We start from the raw sequence: 16981 nt of genomic DNA, 5'->3' as shown, positions 1-16981 counted from the left end.
TGTGAGAAATAGATAGTTATTATGCGTATTGTTTTATTAGTTGATTTTATATTAAATAGAAAAGTAAAGAACTTGTTATTTTACTAGAATAAGAGTAGACTTTGAAGTAGAAGAATACTAAACACATGGGAGTTTGTGGATACAAACTGAGAGTATGACTAGTCCGTCATTGACCATTTGAACCTGTTGGATAATGCCAGCGTAGGGAGAGTGTAAAAGCACATGTTCAGGCACTTTGCGTACGCGCAAAGTGCCTTTTTGTGTATCTCCCATAACTATAGTTAGGAGATGAGAAGGATGAATAGGAAAGAAATTAGTAAAGTAGTGGATTTGGTGAGAGAATCTAATCCGCTCGTTCATAATATTACAAATGTTGTTGTAACAAATTTTACAGCTAACGGTTTGTTAGCGTTAGGGGCATCGCCTGTAATGGCGTACGCAAAAGAAGAAGTGGCAGAAATGGCTAGCATTGCTGGAGCGTTAGTATTAAATATGGGAACACTTCGTCCGGAAGAAGTAGAAGCGATGTTACTTGCCGGTAAATCAGCAAATGTGAACAGTGTACCAGTACTGTTTGATCCAGTTGGTGCAGGAGCAACATCGTATCGAACAGAAGTTGCGAGACATATTCCGGCTGAAATTGAATTAGCGATTATTCGCGGAAATGCAGCTGAAATAGCGAACGTTATTAATGAGAGATGGGAAATTAAAGGGGTAGACGCTGGTGCTGGAAATGGTAATGTCGTAAGTATTGCAAAGCAGGCAGCAGATGAACTAAATACAGTTGCAGTAATTACTGGAGAAGAAGATGTTGTTACAGATGGAGAGAGAACGATTGTTATTCGAAATGGTCACTCTATTTTAACGAAAGTTACGGGAACTGGTTGTTTACTAACTTCTGTAATAGGAGCATTTGTAGCGGTAGAAAAGGATTATGTAAAGGCAGCGGTAGCGGCATTAACGTTTTATGGGGTAGCAGCGGAACTGGCAGCTGCTAAGACAGTAGAAAAAGGACCTGGTAGTTTCCAAATTGAATTTTTAAATCAGTTAGCGAATACCACTTCGGGTGATATAGAGAAGTATGGGAAGATTGAGGTTATATAGTAAGGAGGGAAAATAAATGTCGCGTATTTCAAAGGCAGAAATGTCTAGGTTGTTATCAGTATATTTTATTATGGGAAGTAACAATTGTACGAAGGATCCACTACAAATATTGAAAGATGCACTTGAAGGCGGTATAACAATTTTTCAATTTCGTGAAAAGGGAGAAGGGGCTTTAACAGGAGAAGAACGTATTTGTTTCGCAAAAGAATTACAAGCAATTTGTAAGGAGTATGGTGTACCATTCATCGTAAATGATGATGTGGAACTAGCACTCGAGTTAGATGCGGATGGTGTGCATGTAGGGCAAGATGATGAAGGAATTACTTCTGTTCGTGAAAAAATGGGGGATAAAATTATCGGTGTATCTACACATACAATTGAAGAAGCGCGCTGGGCAATTGAAAACGGAGCGGATTATTTAGGCGTTGGCCCTATTTTCCCAACGAGTACGAAAAAAGATACGAAAGCGGTGCAAGGAACGAAAGGTTTAGCTCATTTTAGAGAACAAGGAATTACAATACCGATTGTCGGAATTGGAGGCATTTCAATTGAAAATACCGCTTCGGTTATAGAAGCAGGTGCGGACGGTGTTTCAGTTATTTCTGCGATTAGTTTAGCGGAATCTGCCTATGAAAGTACGAAGAAATTAGTAGAGGAAGTAAGTAGGAGTTTGTAGGAAAAGGGAACTTCACAAAAATAGTAAAGAACAGAATGGACAGCTAAAAATATTTAAACAAACGTTTGATTAAAAAAGCACAAACCCTGTAAATTTGTAGGTTTGTGCTTTTTCTTTAAAACATAATTGATATTAAGAGCATTCCAATCCCGATAGAAGTGAATGTTGCGATTAGGCCTGGAATCATAAAGCTATGATTTAAAACATAGCTTTATGATTCCAGTTGTACCAGTGCGATCAAAGTTAATGGCAGCAACGATTGTTCCGTAGTTTGGAATGAAGAAATATCCATTTACTGCAGGGAACATCGCGATTAGTAGTGCTGGTGGAATACCGAGTGATAATCCAAGTGGCATTAAAGCACGTACTGTTGCGGCTTGGCTATATAGTAAAATAGATAGAATGAATAATGCGATGGCAAATAGCCATGGCGCGCTTGTTACTAGATGCTGAATTGATCCTTGAATCATATTTAAGTTTCCGTTAAAGAAAGTATCTCCCATCCAAGCGATACCGAAAATAGCAACAACTGCTGTTGCCCCCGCTTTAAAGACGTTACCAGACACGATGCTTTCTACATTTGGTTTACAGAAAATAATAATAAGAGCTGCGATCGTTAACATAACCATTTCAATTGTGTTTGGCATGGAAAGACGGGCTAACTTCCCATCAACTATCCATCCTGGACGAAGTGCTTCAAATGAACCGAGAAGTACGACAAGGAAAGTTCCTACTAAGAAAAGGATAACTGATAATTTAGCGCCTTTTACACCAACAAATTCTTTTTTCTCTTCAATCTTAGGAATCATTCCTTCTTTTAATCGTTTTAAGTATTCAGGGTCTTCATTTAATTCTTTCCCCATTTTGCTAGCAACAAATGCAGCTATCATACAAGCGATAAAAGTAGAAGGGATACTTACTTTTAAAATATCTAATAAGGTGATTTTATAGTCAGCTAACATTGCTAAAATTGCAACTGTTGCAGCTGATATAGGACTAGCTGTAATTGCTTGTTGGGAAGCAATTACGGCAATTGACATTGGTCGTTCCGGTCTAATTCCAGATTCGCGAGAGACTTCTGCGATAACAGGAAGTACAGAATAAGCAACGTGACCAGTTCCTGCACAAAGTGTAAATAGATAAGTAACAATTGGAGCAAAGAATGTAATGCGTTTTGGATTTTTTCGTAATGCTTTCTCGGCCAGATGAACAAGGTAGTCCATTCCTCCAGCGGCTTGGAGTGCACCAGCAGCTGTAATTACTGCTAAAATCATAAGCATGACATCAATAGGAGGAGCTGTAGGTTGTAAGTGGAAGACGAAAACAAGTATTGCCATACCAACGCCACCCATTACTCCTAGACCAACTCCGCCTAGACGTGCGCCAATAAAAATGCAGAGTAGTAACGTAAGAAATTGTAGCCAAAACATGATAAACTACCTCCGAAATTCATTAGTTAAGATATATTCGAATAATTTAATTTAAAAGAAAATTAAAATAAATATTCAAAACAATCCTTGTGTTATATACATTTTTTATTATATAACACAAGAAATGTAACATTCACGTACTTTGTTAAATTATTTTGAAAAAATAATACAGCCAAATTTTACATTTGTATCTCTAAATAGGTGGACATTTTAATTTTTATGTTGTAATCTTTGATAGAGAATAATGTAATTCTCATAGAACTCCCATATCGTTCAACTCGTTCAGCGAGAAAGGCAAACTGATGGAAACATTAGGACGCAAAACTACAGGAGCTAAGGCCGAAAGGCTACGCTAGCCAGTTACCGGACGGATAGGGTTGGTCTTGACCAATGCTTTTTCATTGGTCTTTTTTTATTTGCAAACAAATGAGAAACCTTATCAGTTGTTGATAAGGTTTCTATTTTAATAGTTTTCCTTTATATTAAGTTAATTAAGAAAGGTGATGTGAATGAAAAAGTATTGGCACAAGCTATCATTTCTTCAAAAGAATGTATTGTTAACTGTGTTAGTTATTTTGACGCTTGTTGGTACTATGGGAGCGTTAAGTTTTAACATGTTTCAAAATAGCATGATGTCTATATTTGAAAGGCATTCTTTTGAAACAGGAGATACGGTATTACATAAATTAGACGAAGAAATAGTGAGAGATGTTACAAAAGACCCAGTGGCACAAAGAGAAAAGAGAGAGAAGTTAACAGAGAAATTAGATGAAGCAACGGAAGAATTGAATAGTGTTGGACAAACGTATATTGTTGGAGCAAAAAAAAATGAAAAAGGTGAGTTACTAATCGTCGACTTGTCTACAGACTTAGCAAATGTTGTTGAAGTAAGGCCGGGAGAATATTATAAACAACCAGATCTTTGGATGAAAGCATACGATAAGGTAATGAGCACGAAAAAAGCAAACATGACAGTAGTATATGAAGATCTATTAGGATCATGGGTAACGATATTAGAGCCAATTAAAGATGGAGACGGAAATATTGTGGCAATTGTTGCAGCCGATGTAGATGCTTCTATTGTTCCTATTACAAAGGAAAAATTCATTATACAAGGTTTAATGTTTATTTGTATTTCTGTTTTAATTGCAACTGTTATTCAATTCTTAATCGTACGTAACGCACTTGCTCCCTTGCGGGATTTACGTGAAGGATTACGCAGAGTTGGTGAAGGTGATTTAAGTATTAACTTAGAGGAAAGACCAGATGATATTGGTATTATTAATGCGTATTTTAATAATACCATCGAGAAGTTTAAAGGAATTATAGATAAAGTGAAGCAGACAGCAGAACAGGTTTCCTCATCTTCACAAGAATTGTCAGTGAGTACGAAAGAAAATAGCATGGCAGTCCAAGGAATCGTAAGTTCTATAGTTGAGTTAAGGGCTGGCGTTCAATTGCAAGAAACGTCAGTACCAAAGTATTTAGATATTGTATATGAAATGGAAGATAGGATGGAAGAGATAACTAATATTGCAAAACAAATGACGAAAGAGTCTGAAGGTACGAAGCATCATTCAGAAAAAGGAAATGGTATTATTGAACAGACGATGAATCAAATGAACATAATACAAAATGCAGTACAAGATTTATCTTCTATCATTTATTCTTTGGAAGTAAGATCAAAAGAAATTAGTGATATTGTAACTGTAATTACAAGTATTTCAAATCAAGCGAATTCGCTAGCTTTACATGCTACTATTGAAGCTTCACGTGCTGAGGAAACTGGAGAGGGATTTGCCGTTGTTGCTGATGAAGTGCGTAAATTAGCAGAGCAGACGGAAGCATCAGCAAAAGATATAGCAAAATTAATAGGGGAAACACAAGCAGGAACGGAAGAAGCTGTTGTTTCAATGCAAAAAACCTCAAAAGAAGTAGAGTCTGGAATGAAACTTGTTGAAAGTAGTGGTGCTTTCTTTGAAAAAATTTCGAAATCAGCACAAACTGTTACTAATCAAGTTGGAGTTGTTTCTAGCAATTCAAATAATATATTGCAAAATAGCCAAAATATTGTTCGTGTTGTAAATGAACTATCACTTATTGCAAATAAGTATGCGAATAGTAGTAGTAATGTTGAAGAAATCATGAAAGAACAGGAAATGTCTGTACAGGATATTGCTGAATTAGCCAGTTCTTTAAGCTGGCTCTCACAGGAGTTACAAGAGTTAATTGGGGAATTCAAAAGTTAAATGAAATGATTATACATGCTTTTGTTTGTTCAATAAAATAAATCATGCTACAATGAAAACGAATTAAGGACCGGGGAGCCAATTGGCTGAGAGGATGTGAGCAAACATCGACCCTCAACCTGATCTGGATAATGCCAGCGTAGGGAGTTACTTAAAGTGATGTAGCATATGTTATTCTATAATAACTTGCATACAAGGCTTTCCTACGCAGTAGGAAAGCCTTTTCTTGTTTTAAAATTTAATTTCATAAGGGGGATTTTATTATGTCACAACAAGTTACAATTTCGTTTTCAGTAGTACCACAAGCAAAGAACAAAGATGTGTATTCTGTTGTTGATAAAGCGATTGAGGTTGTACAACAATCGGGAGTTCGTTATGAAGTAGGGGCAATGGAAACGACGCTGGAAGGAGAATTAGATGTACTTCTTGATATCATTAAACGTGCACAACAAGCTTGTGTGGACGCTGGAGCAGAAGAAGTGATTACTTCTATTAAAATCCATTATCGTCCAAGCACTGGTGTAACGATAGATGAAAAAGTTTGGAAGTACCGTGATGAATATGCAAAACCAGAAGCAATCTAAAATAATTACAGCAATTTGGCTTATCCTTCTCATTGCGATATGGGAAGGATCTGTTTCATTATTTAAAATTGAACCGTGGATTTTACCGAAGCCTTCTGCCATTGTTCAAGAATTAATTGGAATGAAAGATTTACTATTACCGAATACGATGCAGACGCTGCAAGAGGTTATAATTGGACTGTTCTTTGCGATTTTAATTGGGACAAGCATTGCAATTCTTATGGACGTTATCCCTTTATTTCGTATTTTAATAAATCCGTTGCTTGTTATTTCGCAAACGATTCCAATCGTTGTACTTGCACCGTTATTTATTATTTGGTTTGGATATGGAATGCTACCGAAAGTAATGGTAGTCATACTCGTTTGTTTCTTCCCGATTGCGCTTAGCATTTTAGAAGGTTTTCAAACGGTAGATAAAAATATGTTGAAGTTGTTGCAAACGATGAAGGCAACGAAATGGCAAGTTTACCAGAAAGTAAAGTTTCCAGCAGTGCTTCCATACTTTTTCTCCGGTTTAAAAATTGCAGTTACATATAGCGTAATGGGAGCGATTATTGGAGAATGGCTCGGTGCCAGTGAAGGATTAGGAGTTATGCTTACAAGGGCTACGAAATCCTTTTTAACAGCCCGAGTATTTGGTGTTGCAGCAATTATTGTAATGGTGACATTATGTCTGTATTTTATCGTGGAGTTTATGGCAAGAATAACAGCACCATGGATATATAGAAAGGACGGCAGAAAATGAAAAAAGGTTTAAAAGTTATGTTGGCTGCCTTATTAGCAGTAGGTGTAGCTGGATGTAATCCGGCGAAGAAAGAAGAAAGTGCAAGTAAAGATCAAAAAGTAAAAGTCGTATTAGATTGGTTTCCGAATACGAATCATACTGGCTTATATGTAGCACAAGCGAAAGATTATTATAAAAAACAAGGCTTAGATGTAGAAATCATTCAGCCTGGTGATAATGTGACGGCGGAGCAAATGATAGCTTCAGGAAAAGCTGACTTCGCAATAAGCGCACAAGAAAATGTAACGTTGGCTCGTGTGGAAGGTATTCCTGTTGTATCTGTAGGTGCGATTATTCAGCATAACACTTCAGCTTTTGCATCGCTTAAGAAAGATAATATGACGTCACCGAAAGATTTTGAAGGGAAACGTTACGGTGGCTGGGGAGGACCAGCGGAAGAAGCGACATTAAAGACAATTATGGATAAGCACCAAGCCGATTTTAATAAAGTTGAAAAAATCATTTTAGGACAAACAGATTTCTTTAAATCAATTGGTCGTGATGCAGAATTTGAATGGATTTATTACGGATGGGATGGAATTGAAGCGAAGCGCCAAGGAAAAGAGTTAAATACGATTATGGTGAAAGACTTAGATCCAGCACTTGATTTCTATAGTCCTGTTATGATTACGAGTGAAAAACATACGAAGCAAGATAAAGACTTTGTGAAAAAGTTTATGAGTGCAACGACAGAGGGTTATAATTTTGCAATTAAAGAACCGAAAGAAGCTGCCGATATTTTAATTAAAGCTGTTCCAGATGTAAATAAAGATTTAGTACAAGAAAGTCAAAAATGGCTAAGTACGAAGTATCAAGATGATGCAAAAGCGTGGGGAGTACAGAAGGAAGAAGTTTGGACGAATTACATGAATTTCTTATATGATAACAAAGTTATTAAGAAGAAAATTGATGTGAAAGATGCCTTTACAAATGAGTTCCTTCCAAGTGAAAAATGAGTGGATTACAAATAAAAGATATTGTGAAATCTTTCGATGGCAAGAATGTATTAGCAAATATTAGTGCTTCTATACGAGAGGGAGAGTTCGTTTCCTTTGTAGGACCGAGTGGTTGTGGGAAAAGCACACTATTAAATATGATCGCAAATATTGAAAATCCAACAAGTGGAAGTGTAATGTATAACGATAAGCAAATGCAAGAGCAAGATGTTGTAAGTTATATGCCGCAACAGGATTTATTACTACCGTGGCGATCAGCTTTACAAAATATCGTTCTTCCGTTAGAAATTGAAGGGAAGCCGAAAAAACAAAGGCTGACAGAAGGAATGGAAGAATTAAAGCAGTTTGAACTAGATGAATATGCAGACCATTATCCGGATGAATTGTCTGGAGGGATGCGTCAAAGAATTAGTTTTCTGCGCACATATTTATGTGAAAAGCCAATTATGCTACTTGATGAGCCTTTTGGTAAATTAGATGCTTTTACAAAAATGGAAGTACATAGCTGGCTTTTAAACTCTTGGCACCAAGAGAAGCAAACAATCGTTATGGTTACACACGACTTAGATGAGGCAATCTTACTTTCGGATCGCGTATTTATTTTATCTCAAAGACCAGCATCAATAGTTGGCGAGGTACAAGTGAAATTACCTAGGCCGAGAACGATGGATATGTTAACATCACTTGAGTTAAAGAAGGATAAGGAAGAAATTTTGAGAGTATTAGCTCCTTATATGAAAAAATAGAAAAAGCCTTTTAACAGTTTTTTGTATAATTACTGTTAAGAGGCTTTTTTTATATAGGGGAGAAGGAACAAAAGGAAAAGTAGAGAATAGAATATAACAGAGTAGTTTATACTCTTAATATAACAAATGTTAAAGGAGTGAAAGGATAAAATGGCTTTATCAACTGTTCTTCAAATGGTTTTAGCTTGATATGGGAGAAGTCTGCCCATTTTTATCGATTAAGCTAAATTGAAGACAGCAGGTAAAGAACCTTAATCCTTTCTTACGATAATATGTAATGGGTAAGGTGTATTCACCTTACCCATTTTTTATATGCACAATTAAATAAGGCTTTATACTGTTGCTCTCTTTATTTAGCTTATGAATCATAAGTAAAGGAGAGAAAATAATGAGTATATTAACGGTAGAAAATTTAAGTCATTCGTATGGTGAGAAAACCATTTTATATAATGCATGTTTTCGAATATTGAAGGGCGAGCATGTTGGGGTAGTAGGGCAAAATGGAATTGGAAAATCAACATTGCTAAGGATTTTAACAGGAGAACTTATACATGATGATGGGAACATTGAATGGTTTCCGCATGTGAAGGTAGGTTTCTTGCAGCAGCATATGGATTTACAAGAAGGGATGACAATTGAGGGATACTTGCAAAGTGCATTTGCTGATTTGTATGCGATTGAATACGAAATGTTAAAAATTGCTGAAGAAATGAATGGAGCAGGAGAAGTAGAAAAACTGTTAGTAAAGTATGGAGAATTACAAACTATATTGGAAAGCTCTAATTTCTATCACATTCATACAGAAGTTGAAGAAGTAGCAATCGGTTTAGGTTTATTTGAAATAGGTTTGAAAAAGGATGTATCGAAGTTAAGTGGGGGACAGCGAACAAAGTTATTACTTGGGAAGCTTCTTTTAGAAAAAGCTGATGTTTTATTACTAGATGAGCCAACAAATTATTTAGATACAGCTCATATAGAATGGTTGCAATCATATTTGAGACTATATGAAAAAGCTTATGTGATCATTTCGCATGACGAATTATTTTTGAACAGTATTACAAATGTTATTTTTCATCTAGAAGGAGGAAAAGTGAAGCGATACGTAGGAAACTATGAAAAGTTTGTGCAAAGTTACCAAGTGCAAAAGAAACAATTACAATCGGCGTATGCGAAACAACAAAAAGAAATCTCTCAGTTAGAAATATTTATTCAAAAAAATAAAATTCGAAAAGCGAAACAGGCTAAAAGTCGAGAGAAAGTATTAGAGAAAATGCAAAGGATTGAAAAGATTCATTCTGTAACTCGATCCCGTTTTGATTTCAATGTTTATGAGGAGCCGGTGAGTCGTATATTGCAAGCTGAGAAACTAAGGATAGGTTATAGTGATCCTTTATGTCCAGAGTTGAATTTACAAGTGAAAAAAGGAGAAAAGATAGCGATTATTGGTCATAATGGAATTGGAAAAACGACGATGTTAAAAACATTATTAGGTCAAATTAAGCCGCTAAGCGGTTCAATTTCTGTTGGAGAACGAGTAAATCCTGCGTATTTTGCCCAGGAAGAGTTTGCTTCAGAAACAACACCCTTAGAGAAAGTTTGGGCAGAGCGACCAGATATGACAAAGAAAGAAGTGCGCCAAGCATTAGCAAAGTGTGGATTGCAAGAAGAACATGTATTAAAACCTATTCGTTTATTAAGCGGAGGAGAACAAACGAAAGTACGTTTATGTGAACTTATCGTAAAGAAAAGTAATGTTTTAATTTTAGATGAACCAACTAATCATTTGGATATAGAAACAAAGAAGGCGTTGCAGGAAGCGCTACAACGATATAAAGGAACCGTTTTATTTGTATCACATGAGCCTTCTTTTTATGAAGCATGGATAACAAAAGTGTGGAATATAGAAGAATGGAACGCTGAACAATATGAATAAAGAAAAGGCATTAGCTTGTAATAAGCTAATGCCTTTTCTTTGTGATTAACATGATTTTCGAGAACTCTTACATGAGAATTGTATGAAGAAGCACTCTTATGGTGCGCTTATAAGCGTGCTTTTTCTTTTGTTATGTTTATATTTATAATAATACTAGATGCCTTTCCCTAATAGGCGACTATCCTTCTTTATATATATAGATAGTTTGAAATGGAATGAAAATAATTCCTATATGTAAAGGATAATGTGATTAGTATAGGAAGACAATAGAGCTTAAAGGAAATTCATGTAAAATTCAGGTGAACTTCACATGAACTTCATATTGTAAACTAAATATAGTTATAATAGGTTATTATGATGTTAATTTGTGATTTTTCATAAAATTAAAAGTTTGAATTTAGGAGAGAGGAATCAAACCTAAATTCAAACTTTAGTGAAATAATTATTGGAAGTTACGTTTAGTTTTCGCTAATGGATGGATTTACAAGTTCAGCAGGAGTGCCAGTTCCTGCTCCTCCGATTGTAATCGATCCACCAGGAGGAATTTCACCATTCCATCCTGCATTCGTAATTACGTAATGATTATTTATTTTACTACTAATTTTAGAATCCCAAACTTGTGTTAAATTGCCGTTATAATCAAATTCTAATTTCCAGTTTTTAATAGAGGTCGTTCCACTATTTTTAATTACAATCGAGAAGTTGTAACCACTTCCCCAATTTGAAGTGACTGAAAAGGTAGCATTGCTATTTCCACCAGGAGGTGTTGTGTTAGCATCATCTGTTTTTACAATAATAGAAGCAGGCTGTGATTTATTCCCAGCAGCATCTTTTGCTAGTATTGAAAATGTGTATTCTGTATTAGGTTTTAAGTTTTTAATTGCAATGCTATTTGTTGTTGTACTCCACTTCTCTTCTCCAGCAGTAATTTCATATTCCGTAACTCCTACGTTATCAGTAGATGCAGTCCAGTTTAATTGAACTGAGTTTGAATTTTTATTTGTTACAGCAATATTTTTTACGTTTGTTGGTGGCTCAATATCTTTTTGAGTAATAGGTCCACCTAGTAATTCTTTTACTAACGTATCAAGTAATTTTGGTCCACTACAACTATATTTTGGACTTGTGCGACAGTCACCACTAAGCTCCCAAAACATTGCGCCACTTAAACCTTTTGTCTTTATATAGTCTGTTTTATATTTCATAGATTCGTTGTCATCATAGCTAATAAATGTACCTGTAGTTGCATTATATAAATAAGGTACTTTCGCCACATCGTTCCATCCGCGAACAAAGCCATTTTTATTAACATAATTAGCTGCTAAATCACCATAATCGTACACACCTGTATCGCCGGTAGAATAGTCATCCCAAGTACCTTTAGAAGCGAGCTTTCCATCACTACCTGGTTTACAAGGTTGGTATTGTCCGTTATTTTCTTTTCCACAACTTTTCCACCCGCGTCCGTAAAATGGTACACCTAATACGAGTTTATCTGCTGGAACCCCTTCATTTGTATAAATGTCTATCGCACCATCTACGTAAAATTTTGTATCTGCTGCCGGGTCATTTGGATCTTTGTATAGAGCTGCATTATGGTTAGAAGTAGCTTCCCACCCACCGTGGAAATCATATGTCATAATATTAATCCAATCCAGTATTTGAGAGATTTTTTTTAGCTCTGTATGATCAGCGTAACGTTGGCTTGCACCTGATGCGATTGTTAGTAAATATTGTTTGCCATCTTCTGCACCAGCTTTCGTTAATGCATTTCGAACATCTTGAAGGAGTAGGGTGAAGTTTTGCTTATCTTCAGGACGATAACTACCACCAGGAATCGTTTCTACGCCCGGATATTCCCAATCTAAATCAACGCCGTCAAATCCATATTCTCGTAGGAAATCGACTGTAGAATCAGCGAATACTTTTCTTGTTTTTTCATCAGCGGCCATGTCAGAAAAGCGGTTAGACCAAGTCCAGCCACCAACGGAAATAATTGTTTTTAGGTGAGGATACTTAGCTTTTAATCGTTTCAGTTCGCCGAAATTTCCGCAGCGTGCGTATTTATCACAATCTTCCCAAGTTGTACCTGAGCCAGGATAAGATTTTGTGACATCAGCCCATGGCTCACCGAGTACGAGAGTACCATTAGGGACCTCTTTATTTTGCAGTGGTACACCAGATTCTTTACAGTTCCACGTTTGTTTATTTGGATTATCAGGGTGAGTAGAAGGATTTCCATGTTTTCCATTCCAGCAAATATCAGCGAAAGCATAGTTTAAATGAGTTAGCTTTGATGCATCAATGTCTGCAACTTGATAATTACGTCCGTAAATGCCCCATGAAGGAAAATACCCAACAATTTTTTGACCTTGCTTTTGTGAATCTGCTAATGCGACATTGGGAGTAATAAAGTTTGTGAGAAAAAGAGGTAAGAAGAGTAGTAGGGATAGTAATAGCAGTGTGAATTTTTTTGATTTCATAGCCATTTCTCCTCGTATATTATATTTAAGCTGTTATTTCAGCTTTAAATTCCCTTAATAAGAGACCCGTAAATTAATACTTGGATGTCTCAAGATATTTCTAGATAATGATTGTAGGATCATTTGGGACAATTCTAATTTCTCCTGTGGATATACCACATAAAAAAGAGTGTTTCTCAGTGAACGTGCGGGACTCCCTACTCGCAGGCTGAGCAGCCTGACCCTCGAACCTAGATGTTAGTAGCTCTAGGGCGGCTTTCGATTCAGGACAAGCTCTCATACACGAGGTTGTTGGTCGGCGTACACACTAGAGATATCTCGAGGCGTCCAAGAAATGATTCTAAATCGAAAGGAGGTCTCTTACGTGAGATTATTTGTTGGTCTAGATGTAAGTTCGTTTGATATAAAAGCTTGTATTCTAAATGGTGAAGGAGAAAAGCTAGACTCCTTTTCAGTCAATAATGATTTACCAGGTGCCACAGCGCTTAAAGAGCGATTATTACAACGTATAGCCACTCAAGAGGTTGAAACCTTTAAAATCGGCTTAGAATCCACATCTGTTTATAGTTTTCATCCATCTATGTTTCTTCACTATGATGAAGACTTACAAAGCTTTGGAGCAAAAGTCTTTCTAATGAATCCAAAACAAATTGCAAACTTCAAGAAAAGCTATTCTGACATGGATAAAACAGACGAGATTGATGCCTTCGTCATCGCTGACTATTTACGGTTCGGAAGAAATCAAATGTCTATCGTAAAAGAAAGCCAGTATGTGGCACTACAGCAATTGACAAGATCTCGTTATCAGCTCGTTAGAATGTTGACAAAGGAAAAACAACATTTTTTACAACACCTAAGTTATAAATGTAATACGTTCTCACAAGAGGTGGACTCTTCTATATTTGGCAACGCCATGATGGAATTGTTCCTTGAAAAATTCAGTCTAGAAGAGCTAGCCAACATGCCTTTAGAGGAACTCGCTGAGTTCCTACAAGTGAAAGGAAAAAACCGATTTGGTGACCCAAAATGTGTGGCATCAACCATTCAAAAGGCTGTTCGCTCTTCCTATCGTTTGGATAAGGTTGTGGAAGACTCCATCGATGTCCTTCTCGGAACATCTATTGCGGTCATTCGTACCTATCAACAACAAATCAAAGAACTAGAAAAATCCATTAAGCGAATCATGGCTGGATTGCCTCAAACACTTGAATCCATTCCTGGAGTCGGACCTGTGTTCGCCGCCGGTATTCTCGCTGAAATTGGTCAAATCGAAAGATTTGATGATGAAACCAAGGTAGCAAAATATGCCGGATTATATTGGCGTACGCACCAGTCTGGTCGATTCACCGCAGAAAACACTTCATTATCTCGTAATGGAAATCATTACTTGCGGTATTACTTAGTTGAAGCCGCCAACTCTGTAAGAAGGCATGTATCTGATTACCAAGAATATTACGTGAAAAAATATAATGAAGTACCAAAACATCAACACAAACGTGCACTCGTTCTAACCGCAAGAAAACTTGTGCGATTGGTGGATGCGCTACTACGTAGTCACCAACTCTTTACGCCAGAAAGGTGCGTGAAAGTGTGACATAAAACTTGTCATCGCTACCTTTCAATTAATTTCCAGTAAATTACATGTATTACTGGTCTAGTTTCGTGATGTCTTTTTTAAATAAATAGTACTTTGATAACTAAAAATTCTGTTGTTTTTCAGTTGACATACTACCGCAGGTCTTTCAAAATAAAAGATATATTTAAAGGCATGCGCCAATAAATCAAAATGAATCTAGAAAAAAATGATCAGACATCACGAAGTCTATACAAGGAGCTGAAGCTGATTAAATCGTATCAAATGTAAGATTTGGTGTAAACGCTTTATTGAATTCGAAAAGACTTTCTCAATATGAAATGGCTCTAATACAGATTACACATGAAAATAAAATATCGATTAGAGAGGAAAGGGCTTCTTGGAGTTAAATTTGAGAAAAAATTGTATGAGGTCAATTTGTAATAGCGTAGCAAGATAATGAAATTTCATGTAAAATAATAGTAAAAATATGTAAGGGAGGGAGTAATGTGGATGTGTTTTTGAATATTGCCGAAGAAAAAATTCGACAAGCAATACGGAATGGAGACCTTGATCATATTCCGGGAAAAGGAAAACCACTACAATTAGAAGACCTTTCAATGGTACCTCCAGAACTTAGAATGAGTTATAAAATTTTAAAAAACGCGGGCATGATTCCACCAGAAATGGAACTACAAAAAGATATATTAAAAATAGAGGATTTAATTGCTTGCTGTTATGATGAAGAAGAGAGAAAAAAATTAAAAGAAGAGTTAACGGCAAAAACGCTACGTTTTCAGCAAGTAATGGAAAAAAGAAAGATTAAAGATAGTTCAGCATTTCGTATGTATCAAGATAAAGTATTTCATAAACTACGTTAAGAGGGATAAGATGAAAAACTTTGAAACAATAGAAGAATTAGTAACATATATTGAAGAACAACAATTAGTACTTCTGTTTATTAAAACGGAAAATTGTGGTGTTTGTGATGTCATGTTAAGGAAAGTAAATTACGTATTAGAGAATTATGATTACGTAGAGAAAATAGAGATATTACTGCAAGACATGCAAGAGGTTGCAGGGCGATATGCAGTATTTACTGGACCGACAATTTTATTATTTCATAATGGAAAAGAGATTCTTCGTGAATCGCGCTTCATTTCGCTTGAAAATCTAGAGAGAACCATTCAATTATTCGAGGAATAAGGGAGGCTTTTATATGGAATTTATTATTTTCATACTATTATTTGTTGTAGTTGGAACAATCTTAACAGCAGTTCGATCAAACAAAAAGAAGGTAAATCTTACAAAACAAAATAACATTCATAATTCATCTAACAACTCATCACCATTATTTTTCTTTGCGGGATCTGATAATGATAGCTCGCATGGAGGTTCACATGATTGTGGAGGGTCTTCTGGTGGAGATAGCGGAGGCAGTTGCGATGGTGGCGGAGGTGGCGGTGATTGATGAAAATGCGCCTTATATAGGCGTATTTCTTTTTAAACAAACGTTTAATTAGTTGGCTTACATATGCATAAAAACAGTTAAACAAACGTTTGTTTAAATATTTTTAATATACTAAGGGGAATGGAAATGAAAAGGGAGCCGAAAGTGAAAAACAAGGGGAAAGTAATGTTATTTTTATTAGCTGCGGGAGGCGTATTTCTTGTTAAATTAGGATTTAAAATTGGAATTATACATATGATTCGAACGTGGTTTGAGAGTACGTTTTCTTAAATAAGAAATATAGCCTCTTGTAATAGAGGTTTTTAATTTGTTATTATTAGACTGAACGGTCGGTTTAAAGAGGTGTGAATATGAGAAGAAGTGCAGAAGAGATAAAGAAAGAAATTGCATATAAAGCAGAAAGTCTGTTTTCACAGAAGGGCTATGCAGCTACATCTATGGAAGAGATTTGTGAAATTACAGAGCGAAGTAAAGGAAGTATTTATTATCACTTTAAAAGTAAAGAAGAATTATTTTTATTTGTGGTAAAACAGCATACGTATGATTGGCTTGAAAAATGGAATGAAAAAGAGAAGTCGTATAGTACGAATACTGAAAAATTATATGGTCTCGCGGAATATCATGTAGAGGACATACAGCAACCAATTTCAAATGCAATAGAGGAATTCTCTATGAGCCAAGTTGTAAGTAAAGAGATTTTGGATGAACTATTAGATTTAACTAGAGAATCATATGTTATGTTTGAGAAACTAATTGAAGCAGGCATACAGTCTGGAGAGTTTCGTGAAGATAATACGCGCGATCTTATGTATATTGTGCATGGATTATTATCAGGGCTTGGAGTACTTTACTACGAGTTAGATTATAAAGAGTTGAAACGTATTTATAAAAAGGCAATAGATGTATTGTTAAAAGGAATGGCAGCTGAATAATAAGTCAGTTGCTTTTCTATAAAATAAATTAGACCGAACGGTCGGTTTATGAAAGGGGAA

At 35.9% G+C, this 16981-nt stretch carries 15 protein-coding genes, 1 pseudogene and 3 riboswitches; of the genes and pseudogenes, 14 read left to right on the top strand and 2 right to left on the bottom strand.

From position 1 onward, the window contains the following. The first annotated feature begins 115 nt into the window (after positions 1-115). A riboswitch (TPP riboswitch) is annotated at positions 116-225 on the top strand. A 72-nt stretch (positions 226-297) separates the two neighbouring features. After that, positions 298-1104, top strand: coding sequence for a hydroxyethylthiazole kinase (gene thiM, locus QCI73_RS25425; protein ID WP_353823980.1), 807 nt, complete (start codon positions 298-300; stop codon positions 1102-1104). Between the two features lie 16 nt (positions 1105-1120). Then, entirely contained in the window at positions 1121-1780 is a 660-nt protein-coding gene (gene thiE, locus QCI73_RS25420) for a thiamine phosphate synthase (protein WP_074608151.1), read from the top strand. A gap of 115 nt (positions 1781-1895) precedes the next feature. Here thiE and QCI73_RS25415 read toward each other — a convergent pair. Next, positions 1896-3210: pseudogene (locus QCI73_RS25415) on the bottom strand (anaerobic C4-dicarboxylate transporter family protein). A gap of 283 nt (positions 3211-3493) precedes the next feature. Continuing rightward, a riboswitch (cyclic di-GMP riboswitch) is annotated at positions 3494-3578 on the top strand. 141 nt (positions 3579-3719) lie between these two features. Here QCI73_RS25415 and QCI73_RS25410 point away from each other — a divergent pair. From QCI73_RS25410 to QCI73_RS25385, 6 genes are all read left to right on the top strand, one after another. After that, a complete protein-coding gene (locus tag QCI73_RS25410) occupies positions 3720-5459 on the top strand; it encodes a methyl-accepting chemotaxis protein (protein WP_327923706.1) in 1740 nt (579 codons plus the stop codon). A 61-nt stretch (positions 5460-5520) separates the two neighbouring features. After that, a riboswitch (TPP riboswitch) is annotated at positions 5521-5622 on the top strand. Positions 5623-5722: 100 nt separating this feature from the next. Beyond that, positions 5723-6043, top strand: coding sequence for an MTH1187 family thiamine-binding protein (locus QCI73_RS25405; protein ID WP_000082897.1), 321 nt, complete (start codon positions 5723-5725; stop codon positions 6041-6043). Continuing rightward, positions 6015-6788 carry an ABC transporter permease gene (locus QCI73_RS25400; protein WP_001057149.1) on the top strand — a complete coding sequence of 258 codons (774 nt, stop codon included), beginning with the start codon at positions 6015-6017 and terminating at the stop codon, positions 6786-6788. Before QCI73_RS25405 ends, QCI73_RS25400 begins: the two co-directional genes overlap by 29 nt. Beyond that, entirely contained in the window at positions 6785-7783 is a 999-nt protein-coding gene (locus tag QCI73_RS25395) for an ABC transporter substrate-binding protein (protein ID WP_353823978.1), read from the top strand. The genes QCI73_RS25400 and QCI73_RS25395 overlap by 4 nt, the downstream gene beginning before the upstream one ends. Continuing rightward, positions 7780-8529: an ABC transporter ATP-binding protein gene (locus tag QCI73_RS25390; RefSeq protein WP_353823976.1), complete on the top strand. Its 750-nt coding sequence runs from the start codon at positions 7780-7782 to the stop codon at positions 8527-8529. Before QCI73_RS25395 ends, QCI73_RS25390 begins: the two co-directional genes overlap by 4 nt. Positions 8530-8917: 388 nt before the next feature. Then, positions 8918-10462, top strand: coding sequence for an ABC-F family ATP-binding cassette domain-containing protein (locus QCI73_RS25385; RefSeq protein WP_353823975.1), 1545 nt, complete (start codon positions 8918-8920; stop codon positions 10460-10462). Between the two features lie 458 nt (positions 10463-10920). On the opposite strand, the gene QCI73_RS25380 is transcribed toward QCI73_RS25385, so the two are convergent. Beyond that, entirely contained in the window at positions 10921-12945 is a 2025-nt protein-coding gene (locus QCI73_RS25380) for a glycosyl hydrolase family 18 protein (protein ID WP_353823974.1), read from the bottom strand. Between the two features lie 364 nt (positions 12946-13309). On the opposite strand from QCI73_RS25380, the gene QCI73_RS25375 reads away from it, so the two are divergent. The 6 genes from QCI73_RS25375 (at position 13310) to QCI73_RS25350 (ending at position 16921) form a co-directional block, all read left to right on the top strand. After that, positions 13310-14539: an IS110 family RNA-guided transposase gene (locus QCI73_RS25375; RefSeq protein ID WP_127063753.1), complete on the top strand. Its 1230-nt coding sequence runs from the start codon at positions 13310-13312 to the stop codon at positions 14537-14539. Between the two features lie 488 nt (positions 14540-15027). Then, positions 15028-15399, top strand: a complete 372-nt coding sequence (locus QCI73_RS25370; protein WP_000382354.1) for a DnaJ family domain-containing protein — start codon at positions 15028-15030, stop codon at positions 15397-15399. Between the two features lie 10 nt (positions 15400-15409). Further along, positions 15410-15724: a thioredoxin family protein gene (locus QCI73_RS25365; RefSeq protein WP_000787596.1), complete on the top strand. Its 315-nt coding sequence runs from the start codon at positions 15410-15412 to the stop codon at positions 15722-15724. A 13-nt stretch (positions 15725-15737) separates the two neighbouring features. Beyond that, positions 15738-15989: a hypothetical protein gene (locus tag QCI73_RS25360; RefSeq protein WP_074542698.1), complete on the top strand. Its 252-nt coding sequence runs from the start codon at positions 15738-15740 to the stop codon at positions 15987-15989. Between the two features lie 126 nt (positions 15990-16115). Further along, positions 16116-16259 (top strand): hypothetical protein, encoded by a 144-nt coding sequence (locus QCI73_RS25355; RefSeq protein WP_000817976.1) that lies wholly within the window; start codon positions 16116-16118, stop codon positions 16257-16259. A gap of 80 nt (positions 16260-16339) precedes the next feature. Further along, a complete protein-coding gene (locus tag QCI73_RS25350; protein WP_353823973.1) occupies positions 16340-16921 on the top strand; it encodes a TetR/AcrR family transcriptional regulator in 582 nt (193 codons plus the stop codon). Positions 16922-16981: the final 60 nt, after the last annotated feature.

The sequence above is a fragment of the Bacillus cereus group sp. MG16 genome (assembly GCF_040459875.1).
In the GTDB taxonomy this organism is placed as follows: Bacteria; Bacillota; Bacilli; order Bacillales; family Bacillaceae_G; genus Bacillus_A; species Bacillus_A paranthracis.
The sequence above is the reverse complement of the archived record's forward strand: the minus strand, read 5'-3'. Positions and strand labels throughout refer to the sequence as shown.